Origin of the sequence: Micromonospora rifamycinica, assembly GCF_900090265.1 — a bacterium.
GTDB classification, from domain to species: Bacteria; Actinomycetota; Actinomycetes; order Mycobacteriales; family Micromonosporaceae; genus Micromonospora; species Micromonospora rifamycinica.
This window is the reverse complement of the sequence record NZ_LT607752.1, coordinates 6,341,446-6,361,118: the sequence shown is the minus strand read 5'-3', so window position 1 is coordinate 6,361,118 and position 19,673 is coordinate 6,341,446. Positions and strand designations below refer to the sequence as shown.

Annotated in this window: 22 protein-coding genes and 1 pseudogene; 3 read left to right on the top strand and 20 right to left on the bottom strand. The window is 74.8% G+C overall.

Annotation, left to right across the window (positions count from 1 at the left end):
* Window positions 1-83: 83 nt before the first annotated feature.
* On the bottom strand, window positions 84-1,541 hold the full coding sequence (gene yczR / locus GA0070623_RS27045; RefSeq protein ID WP_067314298.1) for a MocR-like transcription factor YczR: 1,458 nt from the start codon (window positions 1,539-1,541) through the stop codon (window positions 84-86).
* A gap of 58 nt (window positions 1,542-1,599) precedes the next feature.
* Here yczR and yczE point away from each other — a divergent pair.
* Window positions 1,600-2,244 (top strand): annotated as a pseudogene (yczE, locus tag GA0070623_RS27040) (membrane protein YczE); the annotation flags it as partial.
* Between the two features lie 322 nt (window positions 2,245-2,566).
* Window positions 2,567-3,025 carry a hypothetical protein gene (locus GA0070623_RS27035; RefSeq protein ID WP_089004194.1) on the top strand — a complete coding sequence of 153 codons (459 nt, stop codon included), beginning with the start codon at window positions 2,567-2,569 and terminating at the stop codon, window positions 3,023-3,025.
* A gap of 283 nt (window positions 3,026-3,308) precedes the next feature.
* On the opposite strand, the gene hisF is transcribed toward GA0070623_RS27035, so the two are convergent.
* The 12 genes from hisF to hisD form a co-directional block, all read right to left on the bottom strand.
* A complete protein-coding gene (gene hisF / locus GA0070623_RS27030) occupies window positions 3,309-4,076 on the bottom strand; it encodes an imidazole glycerol phosphate synthase subunit HisF (RefSeq protein WP_067301720.1) in 768 nt (255 codons plus the stop codon).
* A gap of 260 nt (window positions 4,077-4,336) precedes the next feature.
* Entirely contained in the window at window positions 4,337-5,335 is a 999-nt protein-coding gene (locus tag GA0070623_RS27025; RefSeq protein WP_067301723.1) for an NADP-dependent oxidoreductase, read from the bottom strand.
* Window positions 5,336-5,380: 45 nt separating this feature from the next.
* Window positions 5,381-5,812, bottom strand: a complete 432-nt coding sequence (locus GA0070623_RS27020; protein ID WP_067301726.1) for an organic hydroperoxide resistance protein — start codon at window positions 5,810-5,812, stop codon at window positions 5,381-5,383.
* A gap of 5 nt (window positions 5,813-5,817) precedes the next feature.
* Complete coding sequence (locus tag GA0070623_RS27015) at window positions 5,818-6,264, bottom strand: MarR family winged helix-turn-helix transcriptional regulator (protein ID WP_067301729.1); 447 nt, start codon at window positions 6,262-6,264, stop codon at window positions 5,818-5,820.
* Window positions 6,265-6,460: 196 nt separating this feature from the next.
* On the bottom strand, window positions 6,461-6,883 hold the full coding sequence (locus GA0070623_RS27010) for a RidA family protein (RefSeq protein ID WP_067301732.1): 423 nt from the start codon (window positions 6,881-6,883) through the stop codon (window positions 6,461-6,463).
* The gene (gene priA / locus GA0070623_RS27005) at window positions 6,880-7,608 is read right to left on the bottom strand and encodes a bifunctional 1-(5-phosphoribosyl)-5-((5-phosphoribosylamino)methylideneamino)imidazole-4-carboxamide isomerase/phosphoribosylanthranilate isomerase PriA (RefSeq protein WP_067301735.1); all 729 of its coding nucleotides are present in this window, start codon (window positions 7,606-7,608) and stop codon (window positions 6,880-6,882) included. The genes GA0070623_RS27010 and priA overlap by 4 nt, the downstream gene beginning before the upstream one ends.
* A 14-nt stretch (window positions 7,609-7,622) precedes the next feature.
* The gene (locus GA0070623_RS27000) at window positions 7,623-7,946 is read right to left on the bottom strand and encodes a hypothetical protein (protein ID WP_067301738.1); all 324 of its coding nucleotides are present in this window, start codon (window positions 7,944-7,946) and stop codon (window positions 7,623-7,625) included.
* Between the two features lie 30 nt (window positions 7,947-7,976).
* Window positions 7,977-8,645 (bottom strand): imidazole glycerol phosphate synthase subunit HisH, encoded by a 669-nt coding sequence (gene hisH / locus GA0070623_RS26995; RefSeq protein ID WP_067301742.1) that lies wholly within the window; start codon window positions 8,643-8,645, stop codon window positions 7,977-7,979.
* Entirely contained in the window at window positions 8,645-8,815 is a 171-nt protein-coding gene (locus tag GA0070623_RS30490) for a hypothetical protein (RefSeq protein WP_172898466.1), read from the bottom strand. The genes hisH and GA0070623_RS30490 overlap by 1 nt, the downstream gene beginning before the upstream one ends.
* A gap of 64 nt (window positions 8,816-8,879) precedes the next feature.
* Window positions 8,880-9,491, bottom strand: coding sequence for an imidazoleglycerol-phosphate dehydratase HisB (hisB, locus tag GA0070623_RS26990; RefSeq protein ID WP_067301745.1), 612 nt, complete (start codon window positions 9,489-9,491; stop codon window positions 8,880-8,882).
* Window positions 9,488-10,561, bottom strand: coding sequence for a histidinol-phosphate transaminase (locus tag GA0070623_RS26985; RefSeq protein WP_067301748.1), 1,074 nt, complete (start codon window positions 10,559-10,561; stop codon window positions 9,488-9,490). Before GA0070623_RS26985 ends, hisB begins: the two co-directional genes overlap by 4 nt.
* The gene (gene hisD, locus GA0070623_RS26980; protein WP_067301752.1) at window positions 10,558-11,880 is read right to left on the bottom strand and encodes a histidinol dehydrogenase; all 1,323 of its coding nucleotides are present in this window, start codon (window positions 11,878-11,880) and stop codon (window positions 10,558-10,560) included. Before hisD ends, GA0070623_RS26985 begins: the two co-directional genes overlap by 4 nt.
* 106 nt (window positions 11,881-11,986) lie before the next feature.
* On the opposite strand from hisD, the gene GA0070623_RS26975 reads away from it, so the two are divergent.
* Window positions 11,987-12,685 carry an LON peptidase substrate-binding domain-containing protein gene (locus tag GA0070623_RS26975; protein ID WP_067301755.1) on the top strand — a complete coding sequence of 233 codons (699 nt, stop codon included), beginning with the start codon at window positions 11,987-11,989 and terminating at the stop codon, window positions 12,683-12,685.
* On the opposite strand, the gene GA0070623_RS26970 is transcribed toward GA0070623_RS26975, so the two are convergent.
* The 7 genes from GA0070623_RS26970 to GA0070623_RS26940 all read right to left on the bottom strand — a co-directional run bounded on the left by GA0070623_RS26970 (window position 12,600) and on the right by GA0070623_RS26940 (window position 19,672).
* On the bottom strand, window positions 12,600-13,547 hold the full coding sequence (locus tag GA0070623_RS26970; RefSeq protein ID WP_067301758.1) for a DUF2567 domain-containing protein: 948 nt from the start codon (window positions 13,545-13,547) through the stop codon (window positions 12,600-12,602). The genes GA0070623_RS26975 and GA0070623_RS26970 overlap by 86 nt on opposite strands.
* 56 nt (window positions 13,548-13,603) lie before the next feature.
* The gene (locus GA0070623_RS26965) at window positions 13,604-15,277 is read right to left on the bottom strand and encodes a MinD/ParA family ATP-binding protein (protein WP_067301760.1); all 1,674 of its coding nucleotides are present in this window, start codon (window positions 15,275-15,277) and stop codon (window positions 13,604-13,606) included.
* Window positions 15,278-15,562: 285 nt separating this feature from the next.
* On the bottom strand, window positions 15,563-16,507 hold the full coding sequence (locus GA0070623_RS26960; protein WP_067301763.1) for an RluA family pseudouridine synthase: 945 nt from the start codon (window positions 16,505-16,507) through the stop codon (window positions 15,563-15,565).
* Window positions 16,504-17,136 (bottom strand): signal peptidase II, encoded by a 633-nt coding sequence (gene lspA, locus GA0070623_RS26955; protein WP_067301766.1) that lies wholly within the window; start codon window positions 17,134-17,136, stop codon window positions 16,504-16,506. Before lspA ends, GA0070623_RS26960 begins: the two co-directional genes overlap by 4 nt.
* 66 nt (window positions 17,137-17,202) lie before the next feature.
* A complete protein-coding gene (locus GA0070623_RS26950) occupies window positions 17,203-17,622 on the bottom strand; it encodes a TraR/DksA family transcriptional regulator (protein WP_067301769.1) in 420 nt (139 codons plus the stop codon).
* A gap of 222 nt (window positions 17,623-17,844) precedes the next feature.
* Window positions 17,845-19,347 carry a potassium/proton antiporter gene (locus GA0070623_RS26945; RefSeq protein WP_067301772.1) on the bottom strand — a complete coding sequence of 501 codons (1,503 nt, stop codon included), beginning with the start codon at window positions 19,345-19,347 and terminating at the stop codon, window positions 17,845-17,847.
* 22 nt (window positions 19,348-19,369) lie between these two features.
* Window positions 19,370-19,672: a DUF167 domain-containing protein gene (locus GA0070623_RS26940; RefSeq protein WP_067301775.1), complete on the bottom strand. Its 303-nt coding sequence runs from the start codon at window positions 19,670-19,672 to the stop codon at window positions 19,370-19,372.
* Window position 19,673: the final 1 nt, after the last annotated feature.

The following is a 19,673-nucleotide window of genomic DNA, read 5'->3' as shown; positions in this document are numbered from 1 at the left end:
CGGCACCGCCCGGCCAGGCCGCTTTCGGCCCGACCGGGCTCTGGACCGGGGCCGGGTCTCGGCGGCTCCGGGGCGCGGCCGGGTCAGGCGATGACGGCCGGTTCCCGCCAGCGCGGGCGACCGGCTCCCCGGTCGAGGTCGTACCGGATGGCCGCCAGCCGCCCGACCGCCTCCACCAGGTCGTCGGCGGGCAGGGTGAAGGGCAGCCGCAGGAAGCGTTCCAGGGTGCCGTCCAGGCCGAAGCGGGGGCCGGGGGCCAGCCGTACGCCCACCTCCTCGGCGGCGCGGGCCAGTGCGCTGGAGATCGGGCCGTCCAGCTCGACCCAGAGGGTGACCCCGCCGTGCGGCACCCCGACCCGCCAGTCGGGCAGCCGCTCGGCGAGCACGTCGAGCAGGGCGTCCCGCTGGGTGACGAGCTGCGCGCGGCGGGCCGCGACGATCGCCGGGGCCTGGGCGAGCAGGTGCACCGCCACCAACTGGTCGAGCACCGGGCTGGCCATGTCCACCCCGACCCGGGCCGCGGCCAGCCGCTGCACCTGCGGGGCGGAGGCCCGTACCCAGCCGATCCGCAGCCCGCCCCAGTACGGCTTGCTCATCCCGCCAATGGAGATCACCCGGGAGTGCCGGTCGAAGACGGCGACCGGCGGGGGCGGCGGTGTGCCGTTCAGCGGCAGGTCCACGAAGGACTCGTCGACCACCAGGTCGGTGCCGGCGGCGTGGGCGGTGGCCACCAGCCGCTCCCGCAGCTCGGCCGGCATCAGGTGGCCGGTCGGGTTCTGGAATTCGGGGATCAGGTACGCCAGCTTGGGCCGGGTCTGCCGGATGCTGCCCAGCAGCAGGTCGGCGTCCCAGCCGGCGTCGACGGCGAGGCCGTGGGTGCTGATCCGGGCCCGCCGGGCGGCCAGCGCGGCGAGCGCGTTCGGATAGGTGGGCGACTCCACCAGGACGTTCCCGCCGGGCGCGAGGGCCAGCCGGAGCACCAGGTCCAGGGCGTGCTGGGTGCCGCTGGTCACCATGATCTGCTCGGCGCTGGTCGGCAGGCCCCGCTCGGTGTACGTCCGGGCGACCGCCTCGCGCAGCTCGATGATGCCGGTCGGGTGGTAGCCCGCGCCGGACAGGTAACGCGGCAGATCCTCCACCGCGGCCCGGGCGGCCGGCACCAGTTCGGGCGGGGCGGCCAGCGCGGCCACCCCGAGGTCGATCATGTCGCGGTCGTCCAGCGGGGTCCACAGGCCGGTGCTGGCGACCCGGTGGGTGCCGGGCAGCATGGTCCAGCTCCCCGCGCCGCGTCGGCTGGCCAGGTGACCGGTCTCCCGCAGCTGCCGGTAGGCGGCGGTGACCGTGGTACGGCTGATCCGCAGCGCCTCGGCCAGCTCCCGCTCGGCGGGTAGGCGTACCCCCAGCGGGAGCCGGCCGTCGGCGAGCAGGCCCCGCACCGCGGCGGCGAGCGCGGCGTAGTCGGGGCTGCGGCGACGACCCGGCAGCGCGTGCCACTGCCCGAGCAACCGGGCCAATTGGACCCCTCGCACCTGGCTGGTCACGGCCACTCCCGTCAAATTGGCTCTTCTACCCTGAGCATTGGACCCTAGGGTGGCATGCATGGCTCTGCTTGGCAATCTCCGGCACCGTCCCGCCCGACGGCTCACCCGGCTCTTCGCCGGGCTGGTCCTCTACGGCGTCAGCATGGCCATGATGATCCGCTCCGGGCTCGGACTGGACCCGTGGGACGTCTTCCACCAGGGGCTGGCCCGGCAGACCGGCCTGTCGTTCGGCACCGTGACCATCGCCGTCGGCGCACTCGTGCTGCTGCTCTGGATCCCGCTGCGGCAACGCCCGGGGCTCGGCACGGTGAGCAACGTGGTGGTGATCGGGCTGGTGGTGGACGCCACGGTCGCCCTGCTGCCGGCCGGGCTGCCGCTGCCCGTCCGGGCCGGCCTGCTGCTCGGCGGCATCGTCGCCAACGGCGCGGCCACCGGCCTCTACCTCGGCGCCCGGCTCGGCCCCGGCCCCCGCGACGGCCTGATGACCGGCTACGTCGCCCGCCGGCCGGGCCGCTCGGTCCGGCTGGTCCGCACCGTCATCGAGGTCACCGTGCTGGCCCTGGGCTGGCTACTCGGCGGCACGGTCGGGGTCGGCACCGTCGGGTACGCGCTCGGCATCGGCCCGCTGACCCAGTTCTTCATCCCGCGCTTCGCCGTCCCGCCGGCACCGGTTCCCACCGATCCGCCCCGAGCGGCACCGGGTGCCACCGCACCGGGTGCCGGAACACCGGTTCCCGCCGAGCCGACCGAACCCGCGCCGCGCGTCGGGACACCGGTTCCCGCCGAGCCGACCGAACCCGCGCCGCGCGTCGGGACACCGGTTCCCACCGCGCCGACCGACCCCCCGCCGCGCGTCGGGACACCGGGCGCCGAGCCGCCGCACGCTTCCGGAGCGGGTCGTCCCGGACCGGTCTCCGGCGCGACCGCGCTCCAGGGCTTCGGGGGTGATCCACGCTGAGCTGCGCTGACATGACAGGGGGAAAGTAGGTGTTTCCTCAGCGGACACCTACAGGCATCATTCGTGCATGGGGGATAACGCGTGGCGCTGGACGGACGCCTGGATCTTCGTGTCACTGGTGATCGCCAGCGGGGCCGGACGGCATCGGCGCGCGGCGGACTCCCGCCGCCCGGAAGGGGTTCGACTCACTGACGTGCTGTCCACCGCCGACCACCTCAACCACGCGATACCCGAACGGCACGACGTGGAGACAGCGGTCCAGCGACTGGTCGGCGCGGGACTGGTCACCGTCTCCGACGGCTGGTTCCGGATCACCCCGGACGGCGAGCAGCTCTGGCGCACCCGGCCCCGGGCCGGGGTCGGGGGCACCGTCGACAGTGTCCAGGGGGTGCTCGTCCGGCGACACGCCCCGGGCAGCGCCCCGTGGCACCTGCCCGAGGAGGACCACGCCGCCGCCGTGCAGGAGTACGTGGTCCGGTCGATTCCGGCCCCGCGCCGCTCCCCCGAGGGCCAGACCGGCCGCTGAGCCAGCGCGCTCACGCCCGACCCGCACCCCGGCGGTAGCGACACCGGTCCTCACCGGGGCCGGCCACTCTCGCCGCCGGAGCAGGGCCGGGCGGCGGACCGGGGCCGGCCCGCGCACGGACGAGGGATCGGAGCCGTGGGGCTAGCGCACGGACCAGGGAACGGAGCCGTCGGCCCGCGCACGGACCAGGGATCGGAGCCGTGGGGCTCGCGCACGGACCAGGGAACGGAGCCGTCGGCCCGCGCACGGAGCAGGAGTGCCGGGGTGGGCGGCGGCGGAAGCGTCAGCGCACCGGGTGCCCGGCGGCGCGCAGGGCGTCCTTGACCTCCCCGACGGTCAGCTCGCCGAAGTGGAAGACGCTGGCGGCGAGCACCGCGTCGGCACCCGCGCCGATCGCGGGCGGGAAGTGTGCCACCCGGCCGGCACCGCCGCTGGCGATCACCGGCACGTCGACCACCGCACGGACCGCCTCGATCAGGGTGAGGTCGAAACCGGCCTTGGTGCCGTCGGCGTCCATCGAGTTGAGCAGGATCTCCCCCGCGCCCAGCTCGGCACCGCGCGCCGCCCACTCGACCGCGTCGAGCCCGGTGCCCCGCCGGCCACCGTGGGTGGTCACCTCGAAACCGCTGGGGGTGGTGCCGGCGGATGCCCGCCGGACGTCCAACGAGAGCACCAGCACCTGCCGGCCGAACCGGTCGGCGATCTCGGCGATCAGCTCGGGGCGGGCGATGGCGGCGGTGTTCACCCCCACCTTGTCCGCCCCGGCGCGCAGCAGGGTGTCCACGTCGGCGACCTGCCGGACCCCGCCGCCGACGGTCAGCGGGATGAACACCGACTCGGCGGTACGGCGTACCACGTCGAGCATGGTGCCCCGGTCGCTGGAGGACGCGGTGACGTCCAGGAAGGTCAACTCGTCCGCCCCGGCCCGGTCGTACGCCGCCGCCAGCTCCACCGGGTCACCGGCGTCGCGCAGGTCGAGGAAGTTGACCCCCTTGACCACCCGGCCGGCGTCCACGTCCAGACATGGGATCACCCGTACCGCCACCGTCATGCGCCGAGCCTATCCAACCCCGCCCCACCCACCCCCACCCCGTGCCCCCTCCTCGCCCACCCCGCACGCCACCCCCGGGGAACCCCACGGTGATCAAGAGGTTTACGGACGATGATCAAGAGGTTTACGTCAGTTCGATCTTCAAGAATGGCGCAAACCTCTTGATCAACGCTGTCGAGCGGGGGCGGGAGGGGCGGGGGCGGAGGCGGGAGGCGCAGGGGCGGGGAGCGGGTGGGGCGGGTGGGGGTGGGGTGGGCTGGTTAGAGGCGGACCAGCATTTTGCCGAGGTTCTCGCCGCGGAGCAGGCCGAGGAATGCGTCCGGGGCGTTCTCGATGCCGTCGACGATCGTCTCGTCGTAGGAGAGCCGGCCCTCGCGCAGCCAGCCGCCGACCTCGGTGACGAACTGGTCGCGCAGGTCGCCGTGGTCGCCGACCAGGAAGCCGCGCAGGGTGAGCCGCTTGCCGATGACCAGCGCCAGGTTGCGCGGCGCGGCCGGCGGCTCGGCCGAGTTGTACTGCGCGATCATGCCGCAGATCGCGGCCCGGCCGTGCAGGTTCATCGCGCCGATCGCCGCTTCCAGGTGCTCGCCGCCGACGTTGTCGAAGTAGACGTCGATTCCGTCCGGGGCGGCGGCCTTCAGCGCGTCGCGTACCGGGCCGTCGTGGTAGTCGAAGGCGGCGTCGAAACCGAGCGCCGTCAACCGCTCCACCTTGGCCGGCGAGCCGGCGCTGCCGACCACCCGGCCGGCCCCCCTGAGCTTGGCGATCTGGCCGACCATGCTGCCCACCGCGCCGGCCGCGCCGGAGACGAACACCGTCTCCCCCGGCTGCATCGCCGCCACGTCGAGCAGCCCGGCGTACGCGGTCAGCCCGGTCATCCCGAGCACGCTCAGGTAGGCGCTGACCGGGGCGACGTCCGGATCGACCCGGCGGGCGGACCGGCCGTCGAGCAGCGCGTACTCCCGCCAGCCGAGCCCGTGCAGCACGGTGTCGCCGACCCGGATCCCGTCGGCTTCGCCGGCCACCACCTCCCCGACCGCCCCACCGTCGAGCGGCACGTCCAGGGCGAAGGGCGGCACGTAGGACTTGACGTCGTTCATCCGGCCGCGCATGTACGGGTCGACCGACATGAACTGGTTGCGGACCACGATCTGCCCCGGCCCCGGGCTGGGCACCTCGGTGTCGACCAGGCGGAAGTTGTCTGCGGTCGGCCAGCCCTGCGGGCGGGACGCCAGGTGGATCTCACGGTTGCTGCTCATCGGTGTCGTCCTCTCGTACGCGATGGTGGTGGACCGGTGCGGTGATCAGGCCGCGGCGGCCTCGCGCACGGTGAGGGTGACCTCGATGTTGCCCCGGGTGGCGTTCGAGTAGGGGCACACCTGGTGGGCACCCTCGACCAGCTGCTGGGCGGCGGAGCGCTCGACGGCCGGCAGGTCCACCACCAGGGTGACGGCCAGACCGAAGCCGCCGCTGCCGTTCGCGCCGATGCCGACCTCCGCCTCGACGACCGAGCCGGTCACGTCGGCCTTGGCCCGGCGGGCGACCACCCGCAGCGCGGAGTGGAAGCAGGCCGCGTAGCCGGCGGCGAAGAGCTGCTCGGGGTTGGCCGCGCCGCCCGCGCCGCCCATCTCCTTCGGGACGGCCAGGTCCAGGTCGAGGGTGGCGTCGGAGGTACGGACGTGGCCGTCGCGGCCGTCGCCGGTGGCCGTCGCGGAGGCGGTGTAGAGCACCTGCATGGGAATCACTGCTCCTTCTGTCGGTGGATCGTCGCGGTCATCCGGGTGAGGGTGTCGTGCAGCGTGACGAGTTCGGCCTCGTCGAGGCCGGTGGCGCAGACCACCCGCGTCGGCACGTCGGTCATCCGCTGGCGCAGGGCCGCGCCGTCGGCGGTCAGCCCCACCTCGACCCGTCGCTCGTCACGTGCGGATCGGGTGCGGACCACCAGGCCCGCCGCCGCCAACCGCTTGAGCAGCGGGGAGAGGGTGCCGGAGTCGAGCCGTAGCGCGGCTCCCAGCTCGGAGACGGTGGGTGGATCGTCACCCCGCTCCCAGAGCACCAGCAGCACCAGGTACTGCGGGTAGGTGAGCCCGAACTCGTCGAGGATGGGCCGGTAGACGTCGGTGAGCGCCCGGGACGCCGCGTAGAGCGCGAAGCACACCTGCCGGCCCAGCACCAGATCCTCAGTCACCCGGAAAACATAGCCCGCAATTTGATTGTGCACAACCGATCAGGCCGGAGGGTGACCCAGCTCTCCCGGCCAGGCCGGCCCGCCGCGGTGCGCCCCTGGACCCGCCGGGTCGGGAGGGAACGGGCCGGGAGAGGTCGGAAGGGAACGGATCGGGCAGGGGCCGGGACGCACCGGCCCGGAACGGCCGATGAGCAGGTCAGGACGGCGGCAGGTAGGCCTCCAGCTCGACCTCCACCAGGTGGTCCGGGTCGAGCAGACCGGCGACGACGATCATGGTGGCGACCGGCCGGACCGCGCCGAAGACGGCGTTGTGCGCCCGGCCCACCTCGTCGGCGAAGAGGCGGTCGGTCACGTACAACCGGGTCCGCACCACGTCGGCGGCGCACGCGCCCACCTCGCCCAGGGCGGCCAGGCCGATCCGCAACGCCTGGGCGGTCTGGGCGGCGGCGTCACCGACGTGCGTCACCGTCCCGTCGACAGTCGACGTGCAGCCGGCCGTCCAGGCCGACCGGCCGGCCCGGACCACCCGGGAGTAGCCGTACACCGCCTCCCACGGGCCGCCCGAGCCGAGCCGGGTGACCGTCGCGTCGTCACCCGGCGGCAGCCCGGCGTCGGTCATCCGGCGGCCCGGAGCGTGGCCAGCGCCTCGGCCACCGTGAACGCGCCCGCATAGAGCGCCTTGCCGGCGATCACGCCCTCCACACCGGCCGGCTCCAGGGTCGCCAGGGCGCGCAGGTCGTCCAGGGTCGAGACACCACCGGAGGCGATCACCGGGGCGGAGGTGCGGACGCACACCTCGGCCAGCAGGTCCAGGTTCGGCCCGCGCATCGTGCCGTCCTTGGTGATGTCGGTCACCACGTACCGGGACGCGCCGGCGGCGTCCAGCCGGGCCAGCACCTCCCACAGGTCACCGCCGTCCCGGGTCCACCCGCGCGCCGCGAGGGTACGGCCCCGCACGTCCAGGCCGATCGCCACCCGGTCGCCGTACTCGGCGCAGATCCGGTCGCACCACTGCGGGTCCTCCAGCGCGGCGGTGCCGATGTTCACCCGGGCCGCCCCGGTGGCCAGCGCGGCCCGCAGCGACGCGTCGTCCCGGATACCGCCGGACAGCTCCACCCGCACGTCCAGCTTCCCGACCAGCTCGGCGAGCAGGGCGGCATTGGAACCCCGGCCGAAGGCCGCGTCCAGGTCGACCAGGTGGATCCACTCCGCGCCGTCGTTCTGCCAGGCCAGCGCTGCGTCGAGCGGGTCGCCGTACGCGGTCTCGCTGCCGGCCGCGCCCTGCACGAGTCGGACGGCCTGGCCGTCGGCGACGTCCACGGCGGGCAAGAGGGTCAGGCTCACGTTCTACTCCTCGGTCAGATCCGACGGTCCAGGGCGATCACCACGATCGCCGGCAGGACCAGCAGCAACAGCACGACCAGCACCAACCGCAGCGCCAGATCGTCGACGAAAACCCAGATCAGCGCCAGCGCCGCCGCGGTCAGCCCGACGATGGCGGCCCGCTCCCCCCGGCTGCGCCGGGCCAACCGGCCGGTCCGGCCCCGCCGCCACTGCGGGGTGACCCGACGGACCAGGGCGCGACGACGCTGCCGCCGGGCCAGTTTGCGCTGGCGGACGACACGGTCGCGGGCCGCCTCCGCCTCCCGGACGGCCCGTCGGCGGGCCCGCTCCTTGCTCACCGCGCACCCGGCCCGGTGCGGCCCGACGGCTCAGTCAACCGTGGCCAGCCAGTTACGCAGCAGCGCGGCACCGGTCTCGGCCGACTTCTCCGGGTGGAACTGGGCGGCCGACAGCGCCCCCCGCTCCACCGCGGCGACGAAGTCCGTGCCGTGGTGCGCGGTGGTGACCCGGGCTCCCGCTCCGGTCAGCGCCGGCCGTTCCAGCACCCCGTAGGAGTGCACGAAGTAGAACCGGCTGTCGGCGGGCAGCCCGGCGAAGAGCACCGAGCCGGCCGGCGGCGTCACCGTGTTCCAGCCCATGTGCGGCAACCGGTCGGCGGGCAGCCGGGTCACCCCGCCCGGCAGCAGCCCCAGCCCCTTGGTCACCACCCCGTGCTCGTCGCCGTGCTCGAAGAGCACCTGCATGCCCACGCAGATGCCGAGCACCGGCCGACCGGCGGCGACCCGCTCGGCGATCACCGGGCCGGCACCCGACGCCTCGATCCCGGCCATGCAGGCCGCGTACGCGCCGACACCCGGCACCACCAGCCCGTCGGCCCCGGCGGCGGCGGCCAGGTCGGCGGTGACCGTGACGTCCGCCCCGGCGTGCGCCAGCGCCCGCTCGGCCGAACGCAGGTTGCCCGAGCCGTAGTCGAGCACCACGATCCGCCGGCCGCGCCCCCGCCCGCCGGTGTCGTCCCCGGCGACCCGCTCGCTCATCAGCCCTCCCCGGGTAGCAGCCAGAGCACCCCGCCGACGGTGGCCAGCACGGCGAGCAGCCCGGTGACCACGATCGCACCACGCGGCGCGTCCTGCCGGTACAACGACCAGGCCCCGCCGACGAGGAGGCCGGCGAGGATCAACAGCAGGGTCGGCAGCACCGGCCCCATCAGCGTCGCCCTCCGGCCCGGTCACCCCGGCGCGGGCCGGGCCGGGTCGTCCGGGCCGCGCCGGTCACAGCGCGCCCTTGGTGCTGGGCACCACGCCGGCGTTACGCGGGTCGAGCGCGGTGGCCTCCCGCAGCGCCCGGGAGACCGCCTTGAACTGGGCCTCCACCACGTGGTGCGCGTCCGGGTGGCCACCCGGCCGGGCCGAGCGCAGCACGTCCACGTGCAGGGTGACCCGGGCCGACTGGCCGAAGGACTCCCAGATGTGCCGGGTCATGCTGGTCGGGTAGACCGGCCCGATGTACGGCGACAGCGCCGGCTCGTCGTGCACCACGTACGGGCGGCCGGACAGGTCGACGGCGGCCCGGACGAGCACCTCGTCCATCGGGACGGTGGCCGAGCCGTACCGTCGGATGCCGGCCTTGTCCCCCAGCGCCTGGTCGAACGCGGCGCCCAGGGCCAGCGCGGTGTCCTCCATCGTGTGGTGGGCGTCGATCTCCAGGTCACCGACGGTGCGGACGGTCAGGTCGAAGCCGCCGTGCCGGGCGATCTGGTGGAGCATGTGGTCGTAGAAGCCGACCCCGGTGCTGATCTCGGCCTGGCCGGTGCCGTCGAGGTCGATCTCGACGAGGACCTTGGTCTCCTTGGTGATCCGCTCCACCCGGGCGGTGCGACTCATGACAGTTTCTCCATCGCGGTGAGGAAGGCGTCGGTCTCGGCGGGGGTGCCGGCGGTGACCCGCAGCCAGCCGGGGAGGCCGACGTCCCGGACCAGCACCCCGGCGTCGAGCAGGGCACGCCAGGCGGTGGCCTGGTCGCCGCCGACGGCGAAGAGCACGAAGTTGGCGTCGCTGTCGGCCACCCGGTGGCCCCGCGACCGCAGCGTGTCGACGATCCGGTCGCGTTGCACCTTGATCGCCTCGACGTTGCCGAGCAGGGCGTCGCGGTGGGCCAGCGCCGCGCGGGCGGCGGCCTGGGTGAGCGTGGAGAGGTGGTACGGCAACCGGACCAGCTGTACCGCCGCCACCACCGCCGGGTCGGCCGCCAGGTAGCCCAACCGGCCGCCGGCGAACCCGAACGCCTTGCTCATCGTCCGACTCACCACCAGCCGGGGGTGGCCGGGCAGCAGCGTCAGGGCGTTGCCGGTGCCGGGGCGGGCGAACTCGGCGTACGCCTCGTCGACGACCACCATGCCGGGCGCGGCGTCGAGCACGGCGGTGACCACCGCCGGGTCGAGCGCGGTGCCGGTCGGGTTGTTCGGCGAGCAGAGGAAGACCACGTCGGGGCGGTGCGTCCGGACCTCGGCGACCGCCTCGGCGGCGGTCAGCCCGAAGTCGACCCCCCGCTGCACCGGCACCCACCGGGTGCCGGTGCCCAGGGCGAGCAGCGGGTGCATCGAGTACGCCGGCACGAAGCCGAGCGCGGTCCGCCCCGGCCCGCCGAAGGCCTGGAGCAGCTGCTGCTGGATCTCGTTGGAGCCGTTGGCCGCCCAGACCTGATCCGCGGTGATCCCGTGGCCCAGGTAGCCGGCCAGGTCGGCGCGGAGCGCCAGCGCCTCCCGGTCCGGGTAGCGGTTGAGGTCGCGCAGCTCGGCGGCGAGCGCCTTGGCGATCGCCTCGACCACCGGCTCCGGCACCGGGTAGGAGTTCTCGTTGGTGTTCAGCCGGACCGCCACGTCGAGCTGCGGCGCACCGTACGGCGACCGCCCCCGCAGGTCGTCGCGGATCGGCAGGTCGTCGAGGATGGTCACGACGGCTCCCCGGCGAAGCGCACGGCGACCGCCTGACCGTGCGCCGGCAGGTCCTCCACGGTGGCCAGGGTCAGCACGTGCGGCGCGACGTCGCGCAGCGCCTCCCGGGTGTACTCCACCAGGTGCACCCCGCGCAGGAAGGACTGCACGGACAGCCCGGACGAGTGCCGGGCGCAGCCCCCGGTGGGCAGCACGTGGTTGGAGCCGGCGCAGTAGTCGCCGAGCGACACCGGCGCCCACGCCCCCACGAAGACCGCCCCGGCGTTGCGCACCCGCAGCGCCCAGTCGCGGGCGTCCCGGGTCTGGATCTCCAGGTGCTCGGCGGCGTACGCGTCGACCACCCGCAGCCCCGCGTCGAGGTCGTCGACCAGCACGACGCCGCTCTGCTCCCCGCCCAGCGCGGTGCCGATCCGGTCGGCGTGCTTGGTGGCCGGCACCTGTCGGGCCAGCTCCCGGTCCACCGCGTCGGCCAGCTCGACCGACGGGGTGACCAGCACACTGGCCGCCAGCGGGTCGTGCTCGGCCTGGCTGATCAGGTCGGCGGCGACGTGCGCCGGGTCGGCGGTGTCGTCGGCCAGCACCGCGATCTCGGTGGGGCCGGCCTCGGCGTCGATGCCGACCACGCCGCGCAGCAGCCGCTTGGCCGCGGTGACCCAGATGTTGCCCGGTCCGGTGATCATGTCGACCGGCTCGCAGCGCAGGGTGCCCTCGGCGTCGACCGCGGCGCCGTACGCCAGCATCGCCACCGCCTGGGCGCCGCCGACGGCGTACACCTCCTCGACGCCGAGCAGCGCGCAGGCGGCGAGCACCCGGGCGTCCGGCAGGCCCCCGTTGTCCTGCTGCGGCGGGCTGGTCACCACCAGCGAGCGGACCCCGGCCGCCTGGGCCGGGACCACGTTCATCACCACCGTCGACGGGTACATCGCCAGCCCGCCGGGGACGTAGAGGCCGACCCGGTCGACCGGCAGCCAGCGCTCGGTGACGGTGCCCCCGGGCGCGACCCGGGTGGTGTGGTCGGTGCGGCGCTGGTCGGCGTGCACCCGACGGGTCCGCTCGATCGACTCCAGCAGGGCGGCCCGGACGTCGGGGTCGAGCGTCCCCTCCGCCTCGGCGATCGCCCCGGCCGGAACCCGCAGCACCGGCGGGCAGACCCCGTCGAACCGTTCGCTGGCCTCCCGGATCGCCGGGTACCCATGGTCCCGGACCGCCTCGACGAGCGGGCGGATCCGCTCGACGGCCACGGAGACGTCGAGCTGGGCACGGGGCAGCAGGCGGCGCGGGTCGCGGAACCCGCCGCGCAGGTCGATCCGATTCAACACGCCCCCGAGTCTAGGCGGCGGCCCGGAGGGCGACCCGCGCCGCCCGTACCGCGGGACGGTGAGCCGGGACACGCCGACCTCGCCGGATCGGGCTACGCTCGGACGTGTGACCGCACGGCTGCCGGTGTTCCCCCTCGCAACGGTGCTCTTTCCAGGTCTGGTGCTGCCGTTGCACATCTTCGAGGAGCGTTACCGCCACCTGGTGCGGGACCTGGTCGCCCGGCCCGAGAGGGTGCCCCGGGAGTTCGGTGTGGTGGCGATCCGCTCCGGCTGGGAGGTCGCCCCGGCCGCGGGTCGGGCCACCCCCGGCGGCGGCGAGGTGACCCTGCACGAGGTGGGCTGCACGGCCGAGCTGCGGCAGGTCACCGAGCTGGACGACGGCGGCTTCGACATCGTCACGGTGGGCCGGCGACGGTTCCGGGTCACCGGGACCGACCGGGACGCCGCCGGCTACCTGACCGCCGAGGTCGAGTGGCTGCCTGAGCCGACCGGCCCGGACGAGGCCGCGGAGCTGCTGGCGACCCGGGTGATCGCGGTGTTCCGGCAGTACCTGGGGCTGATCCGGGACGACCCGGAGGAGCTGTCCGAGCAGCTGCCGGAGGACCCGACGGTGCTGTCCCACCTGGTCGCGGCCACCGCCGTGCTGACCGTGGCCGACCGGCAACGGCTGCTCGCCATCGACGACACGGCGGCCCGGCTCCGCGCCGAGCTGCGGCTGCTCAACCGCGAGTCGACCCTGCTGCGCCAGGTGCGGGCGGTTCCGGTGCCGCTGTCGGAGCTGGCGTCCCCGCCGGCCCCCAACTGACCCCGCCGGCCGCCCCGGCGGCGGGCCACCCCGCCGCCGCGTCGGGCTCCGGCTCCGGGCGCAGTGCCGGCCAGCGCGACCAGCCGGCCAGCAGGGTGTACGTCACGGCGGCGGCGAACGCCGGCAGCAGCAGGTTGCCGTACGGCACGGGCAGCACGCCGAAGATCCGTTCGATGCCGCCGGCCCGCAGGTCGGCCGGTTTGTCGAACGGCGTGCCGGCGGGGGCGGTGGCGAGCAGCCGCTGGTAGCCGTCCAGCCCGATCCGCCGGCCGAGCTGCCAGGCGACCAGGGCGGCGCCGAGCGCGCCGACGGTCAGCGCGGCCAGGTCCACCGGCCCGCGGCGACGGCGCAGCAGCGTCCACACCGCGATCGCGGCGAGCACCCCGAAACCGAGCCCGAGCAGGCTGAACCAGCCGTCGGCGGCGATCGGCTGCTCCGGCTGGGGCTGGGCGTAGACGGCCCCCTCGGCGGTCTTGCGCACCGGGGTGTCCGGGGCCAGCGCCGCCCAGAGCAGCCCCAGCGGCCCACCGAGCGCGGCCACCCCCAGCACGAGGGCACCCGCCACCGCCAGCGTGCGCCCCGGCCGCCGGTCGGCCCGCTGCGGCAGCCCGGCGGCCGGCGGCCACGGCAGGTACGACCCGGCCGGGTCGTGGCCGGGCGCGGTAGGGCCGTAACCGGCCGGGTCGTGCCCCCGGGCGGTGGGGTCGTAGGCCGGCGCGGTGGAGTGGTTCCCGGCCGGGTCGTGGCCGGGCGCGGTGGACGGCCCGCCGGCCGGTGGCCCGGTGGTGGCGGCGTCCGGGGTGGGCGCGGCACCCGCCGGGGCGTCGGCGGGGCGGTGGGGATCGGGGGTGTCCGTGCTCACCCGATGATCCTCTCAGGCGCAGCGGTACGGCGGGGCGGCGGAGGCGGGACTGCCCCTCAGCGGGCGAACGGCTCCAGCATCATCGAGGCGGCCCGCAGCCAGGCGGCCCGGGTCTCGGCCTGGAGGTGGTGGTACTCGATCGACGAGCCGGTCTCCAGTACCGGGTCGTACGGCACCACGGCGACGGCCCGGGTCCGGGTGGCGAAGTGCCGTTCCAGGTCGTCCTGCAGGGGTGACCGGCCCGGGGTCGGGCAGGAGATCAGGGTGACCGCGTTGTCGGCCAGCTCGCCCATCCCCTCCTCGTGCAGCAGGTCGAGCATCCAGTCGGCGCTGAACGCGGCGTCCTCCCGGGGCACGGTGGTCACCACGAGCTGGTCGGCGGCGTGCATGACGGTGCGCCAGTTGGGGCTCTCCACGTTGTTGCCGGTGTCCACGCAGACCACGTCGTGGGTGCGGCGCAGCAGCTCCAGCACCCGCTTGACGGTGAACTGGTCGAGCCGCTGGGCGAACCGGGGGCTCTCCTCCCCGGCCAGCACGTCGTACGAGCCGTCGGAGGCGTGCCGCAGGTAGTCGTCGAGGGACTCCAGCAGCTCGGCCCCGTCGCGGATCTCGATGTGCGCCAGGTCGCTGATCAGGTGCCGGATCGTCCGGGCGTGCCGGGCGCTGCCGGCGCGCAGGCCGAGGGTGCCGCGCAGCTCGTTGTCGTCCCAGGCGAGCACGCCCCGGCCCCGGACGCTGCCGACGGTCGCGGCGGCGAGCACGGTGGCGGTGGTCTTGTGTACGCCGCCCTTGGGGTTGGCGAACGCGAGCACCCGGGGCGTGCCCAGGTCACGCCGGAGGATGCCGGCGGCCCGTTCCTGCTCGTCCTGTGGACCCTGCTGACGCCACTCGATGCGGGCCGGCTCGATCCGGGCCGGATAGCTGCGGTCGGCGGTCACCGCGGGCGGGTAGGCCTGCTGCTCGGGCTGGTAGACCGGCGGCTCGGCCTGATAGCCGGGCTCCGGGTACGCCGGCTCGGGGTACGCCGGCTGGGGTGGCTGGTACGCCGGTTCGGGCGGCGCGTAACCGGGCGCGCGGTATCCGTTGTCCAGCAGGGCGTACCGGGACTCGGCGGCTGGTGGCTCAGCCCGGTAACCGCCGTCCAGCAGGGCGTAGCGGGACGGCACGACCGGCGGGTCCGGCGGGCGGGCCGGCTCCGGCAGGTAGCCGGGCTCGGCCGGATAACCGCCGGTGGACCGGTAACCAGGCTCGGCCGGGTAACCGGGATCGGCCGCGTAGCCGGGATCGGCCGGGTAACCGGAGCCGGCCGGGTAACCGGGATCGGCGCGGAGACCGGGCTCGGCCGGGTGGCCGGGGCCGGCGTGGTGGGCCGGGTCGACCCGGTAGCTCGCCCCGGCCCGGTAGCCCGGATCGACGGCGTAACCCGGCTCCGCGGGGTAGTTCGGGTCCGCCGGGTAGCCCGGGCTCGCGGGGTAGTTCGGATCGGCGGGGTAGCCCGGGCGCGCGGGGTAGCCCGGGTCGGCAGGTGGTGGCACGGTGGCCGATCCCCGCCCGGCCCAGCCGCCGCCGGGCGTACGGCCGGGCAACGGCTCCCGGGTCGGGTCCTCGCCCCGGCGGTCCGGCTCCGGCTGTTCGGCGGCGCGCCCGCCGAGGCGGGCGCGCTCGAAGAGCGCCCGCCATCGCGGTGCCGGTTCGGCCGACCGGCTCCAGCCGGTCTCGGTGCCGTCCAAGGCTCGCCCTCCCGCGCCGTCGATATCCGCCTGACAGGCTACGAACGAAACCCTATTCGGACCACGGCGGTCTGCACACATCCCCCGGCAACAATACTCAGCGCGACCGGGCGGATGACCCGCTGCCACCGGAGTCCGGGGAGGTCGCAGCGGGGGTCGACGCCGGACGATCCGTACCCTCTCCGGTCGGTGACGGTGTCGGGGCGATCACGCCGGGTGCCCCTTCCGACGAATCGCCCATCACCGGCCCGCCCTGCCGGCGGGTGGCGGATCGGGCCGTACCGGTCAGTCGCGCAGGATCGCCAGCGCGCGGGCCAGGTCGTCCGGGTACTCGCTGACGAAGGTGACGTCGTCGCCGGTACGCGGATGGGCGAAGGTCAACGACCGGGCGTGCAGCCACTGCCGGCGCAGTTCGAGCCGCGCCGACAGGGTCGGGTCGGCGCCGTAGGTGAGGTCGCCGACGCAGGGATGCCGCAGGGTCGAGAAGTGCACCCGGATCTGGTGGGTACGCCCCGTCTCCAGCCGGACGTCGAGCAGGCTGGCCGACGGGAACGCCTCGATGGTGTCGTAGTGGGTGATGCTCGGCTTGCCGTCGGAGACCACCGCCCAGCGGTAGTCGTGGTGCGGGTGGCGGTCGATCGGGGCGTCGATGGTCCCCCGGGACGGGTCGGGATGCCCCTGGACCACCGCATGGTAGCGCTTCTCCACCTCGCGGTACTTGAACGCCCGCTTGAGCGCGGTGTACGCCTGCTCGCTCTTGGCCACCGCCATGATCCCGGTGGTGCCGACGTCGAGGCGGTGCACCACGCCCTGCCGCTCGGCGGCCCCGCTGGTGGAGATCCGGTGGCCGATCGCGGCGAGGCCGCCGATCACCGTCGGGCCGGTCCAGCCGGGGCTGGGATGGGCGGCCACCCCGACCGGCTTGTCCACCACCACGATGTCGTCGTCGGCGTAGACCACGGTCAGCCCGGGGACCGCCTGCGGCACCACGGTCGGCGGGGCGACCGGGGCGGGCAGCGTCACCTCCAGCCAGGAGCCGGCCTTGACCTTGTGCGAGTTCTGCCGGGCCACCCCGTCGACCAGCGCGTCCCCGGCGTCGACCAGCGCGGCGGCGGCGGTCCGGGAGAGCCCGAACAGGCGGGACACCGCCTGGTCCAGCCGCATGCCGTCGAGGCCGTCCGGGACGGGCAGCGAACGGTGGTCGCCACCGGCGACGGAGGTGTCGGTCATGCCCGCTCCCTCGGCTCGGCGTCGGCAGGGGTCGGCCCGTCGGCCGGTGACCCGGCGGACACCGCGTCGCCCCGGCCGCCGACCCGCCGCCCGTCGCGCTGGCGGCCGGTCAGCTCCAGCAGCACGGCCAGCAGCACCCCGGAGACCAGGCAGCTGTCGGCCAGGTTGAACACCGGCCACACCTGGCCGTACGGGTCGAAGAGGCTGACCATGTCCACCACGTGACCGACGAAGTGGCCGGGTGCCCGGAAGATCCGGTCGGTGAGGTTGCCCAGCGCGCCCCCCAGCACCAGGCCGAGGGAGACCGCCCAGGGCAGCGAGCGCAGCCGCAGCGCCATCCAGGCGATCCAGCCGACCACCCCGATGGTGATCAGCGGGAACACCCAGGTGTGGTCCGCGCCGATGCTCCACGCCGCGCCGCTGTTGCGGGTCAGGGTGAGGTAGACCGCCCCGCCCAGCAGCCGGACCGGGGCCCGGTCGTCGAGCAGTTGCAGGGCCAGGTGCTTGGTGAGCAGATCCGTCAGCAGCGCGAGTGAGGCGATGCCGACGAGGACCACGACCGCCCTGCGGCGGGGTGTGCCGCCGCCCGGCTCGGTGGTGCCGGATCCGGCGGTCGGTGCTGTGGTCATCGACTCCCCATCGACTGTCCTGACGGCGTGGTTCCGCCGTCTCGCGAGGTCACCGGGGAGTGGGCGTCAGCGCCGCTCCGCCAGCTGCTTGCAGGTCACGCAGAGGGTCGCCGACGGGAAGGCGGCGAGCCGCTCCACCGGGATCGGGTTCCCGCACCGCTCGCACCATCCGTAGCCACCCTCGTCGAGCCGCTCCAGGGCGCGCTCGACCTGCGTGATCCGTTCCCGGATGCTGTTGGCGAGGGAGATCTCCTGCTCGCGCTCGAACGTCTTGGTGCCGGTGTCGGCCTGGTCGTCCCCGGCCGAGTCGGTCAACCGGTCGCGCTGCAGCTCGGTGATCTCGCTCAGCGTCTGATCGTACTCGGCGCGCAGCTCGTCCCGTCGGGCCGCCAGGGCCGCCCGGATCTTCTCGGTCTCGGCCGCGCTGCGGGTGGCCTTCGCCGTCGGCTTGCTACCGGCGGTCCTGGTGTCGGCTGGCTTCGCCATCGTCAGCTCCCTCAGCCGCGGGACGCGGCGCTCGGCGGTGCCCGGACAGGGTCCGCCGACGTGGCGTCCCCGCGTAACAAAACGGGCGCACGGCAACGGTGGCCGCGCACTCCGGAGGTTGGCAAGAATACGGAACGTGCAGGCGTCCGACAACGTGCCGCACTGTCGCACCGCTATTCAGCCCCTAAAACCGCTAATTGGGGCAAAAAGGAGACTAGCAGGTCAACCGTCTCGATCCTCGCCGTACTCGCCGAACCACCTCGCCAGCCGACCGCGCCGGCTGACCGCCCGCAGCCGGCGCTCGGCCTCGTCGCGCACCCCGGCGGTCGCCACGATCAACAGACTGTCGCCGGTCTTGAGCCGGGTGTCCGTACCCGGCACGAAGCCCACCCCGTCCCGCAGCACCAGGGTCACCGACGCACCCACCGGCAGCCGCAACTCGTCGACGTGCACCCCGGCCAGCCGGGAGCCCGTCGGCACCTCCAACTGGAGCAGGTCCGCCCGCATCCGCTCCAGCGGCGCGGTCTCCACCCGGATCTCCGCCAGCTCGGCCGGCGCGGTCACCCGCAGCCGCCGGGCGGCCGGCGCGAGCGTGCCCGCCTGGAGCACCGTGAAGATCACCACCAGTACGAAGACCGCGTCGAACAGCCGGTCCGCCCCGGGCACCCGGGCCGAGAGCGGGATGGTGGCCAGCACGATCGGCACCGCCCCGCGCAGCCCGGCCCAGGACAGGAACGCCTGCTCACGCAGACCCACCCGGAACGGCAACGCGGAGACCAGCACCGACGCCGGCCGGGCCAGCAGCAGCAGGGCCAACCCGGTCACCACCGCCGGAACCAGCGCGGTGTGCAGCCGCTCCGGCGTGGCCAACAGGCCGAGCAGCACGAACAGCCCGATCTGGGCCAGCCAGGCCAGCCCGTCGGCGAACCCCAGGATGGCCTGCCGGTGCGGCAGCCGGGCATTGCCCAGCAGCACCCCGGCCACGTAGACGGCGAGGAAGCCGGAGGCGTGCACCACCGCCCCGGCGGCGTACGCCAGCACGGTGAAGCCGACCGCGGCGATCGGGTACAACCCGGACGAGGGCAGCGCCGCCCGCCGCAACGCGAACCGACCGGCCAGCCCGACGGCCAACCCGACCACCGCGCCCACTCCCAGCTCGTAGCCGACCAGGAAGACCTCGAACCACCACGGGTGCTCCACCGGGCCGCTGCGGGACAGCAGCACCACCAGGATCACCACCGGGGCGTCGTTCATGCCCGACTCGGCCTCCAGGGTGGCCACCAGCCGCGGCGGCAGCCGCAACCGGCGCAGGGTGGCGAAGACCGCCGCCGCGTCGGTGGAGGAGAGCACCGCGCCGTAGAGCAGCGCCAACCGCCAGTCCAGCCCGAGCAGCAGGTGCACCACCAGGCCGACCACGACGATGCTGACCAGCACCCCGACCGTGGACAACGCGCCGGCCAGGCCGAGCACCGGGCGCAGGGTGCTCCACCGCGCGGTCAACCCGCCCTCTGCGATGATCACGATCAGCGCGCAGAACCCGAGTACCCGGGTCAGCTCGGCGTCGTCGAACCGGATGCCCAGCCCCGCCTCGCCGATCGCCACCCCGAGCGCCAGATAGACCAGGAGACTCGGTACGCCCAGCCGGGTGGAGAACCGCACCGCACCGACCGCCACCAGCAACACGGCCGCTCCGAGGAGCAGGGCCAGGTCCAACCCCGGCGTCACGGGCGCCCCACCCCGGGCGCCGTCACCCGGCCGATCCGTCGCGTAGCCGCCCCAGCAGCTCGGTCAGGCCGGGCGGCGGACCGTCGACCAGGAAGAGCTTGTCCCGGCTGGCCGCTCCGGTCCGCAGCGCCACCGCCGCCGGCCGGACGCCCAGCGCGCCGGCCAGCGCCCGGCGGGCCGCCTCGGTGGCCCGCCCGTCCACCGCCGGGGCGGTCACCGCGATCACCAGGGCGGGACCGTGCGGGCCGGCGAAGCAGCCGCCGACCCTGGGCCGGGACGCGCCGGGCTTGACCCGTACCGCCACGGTCAGCGTGTCCATGGGCATC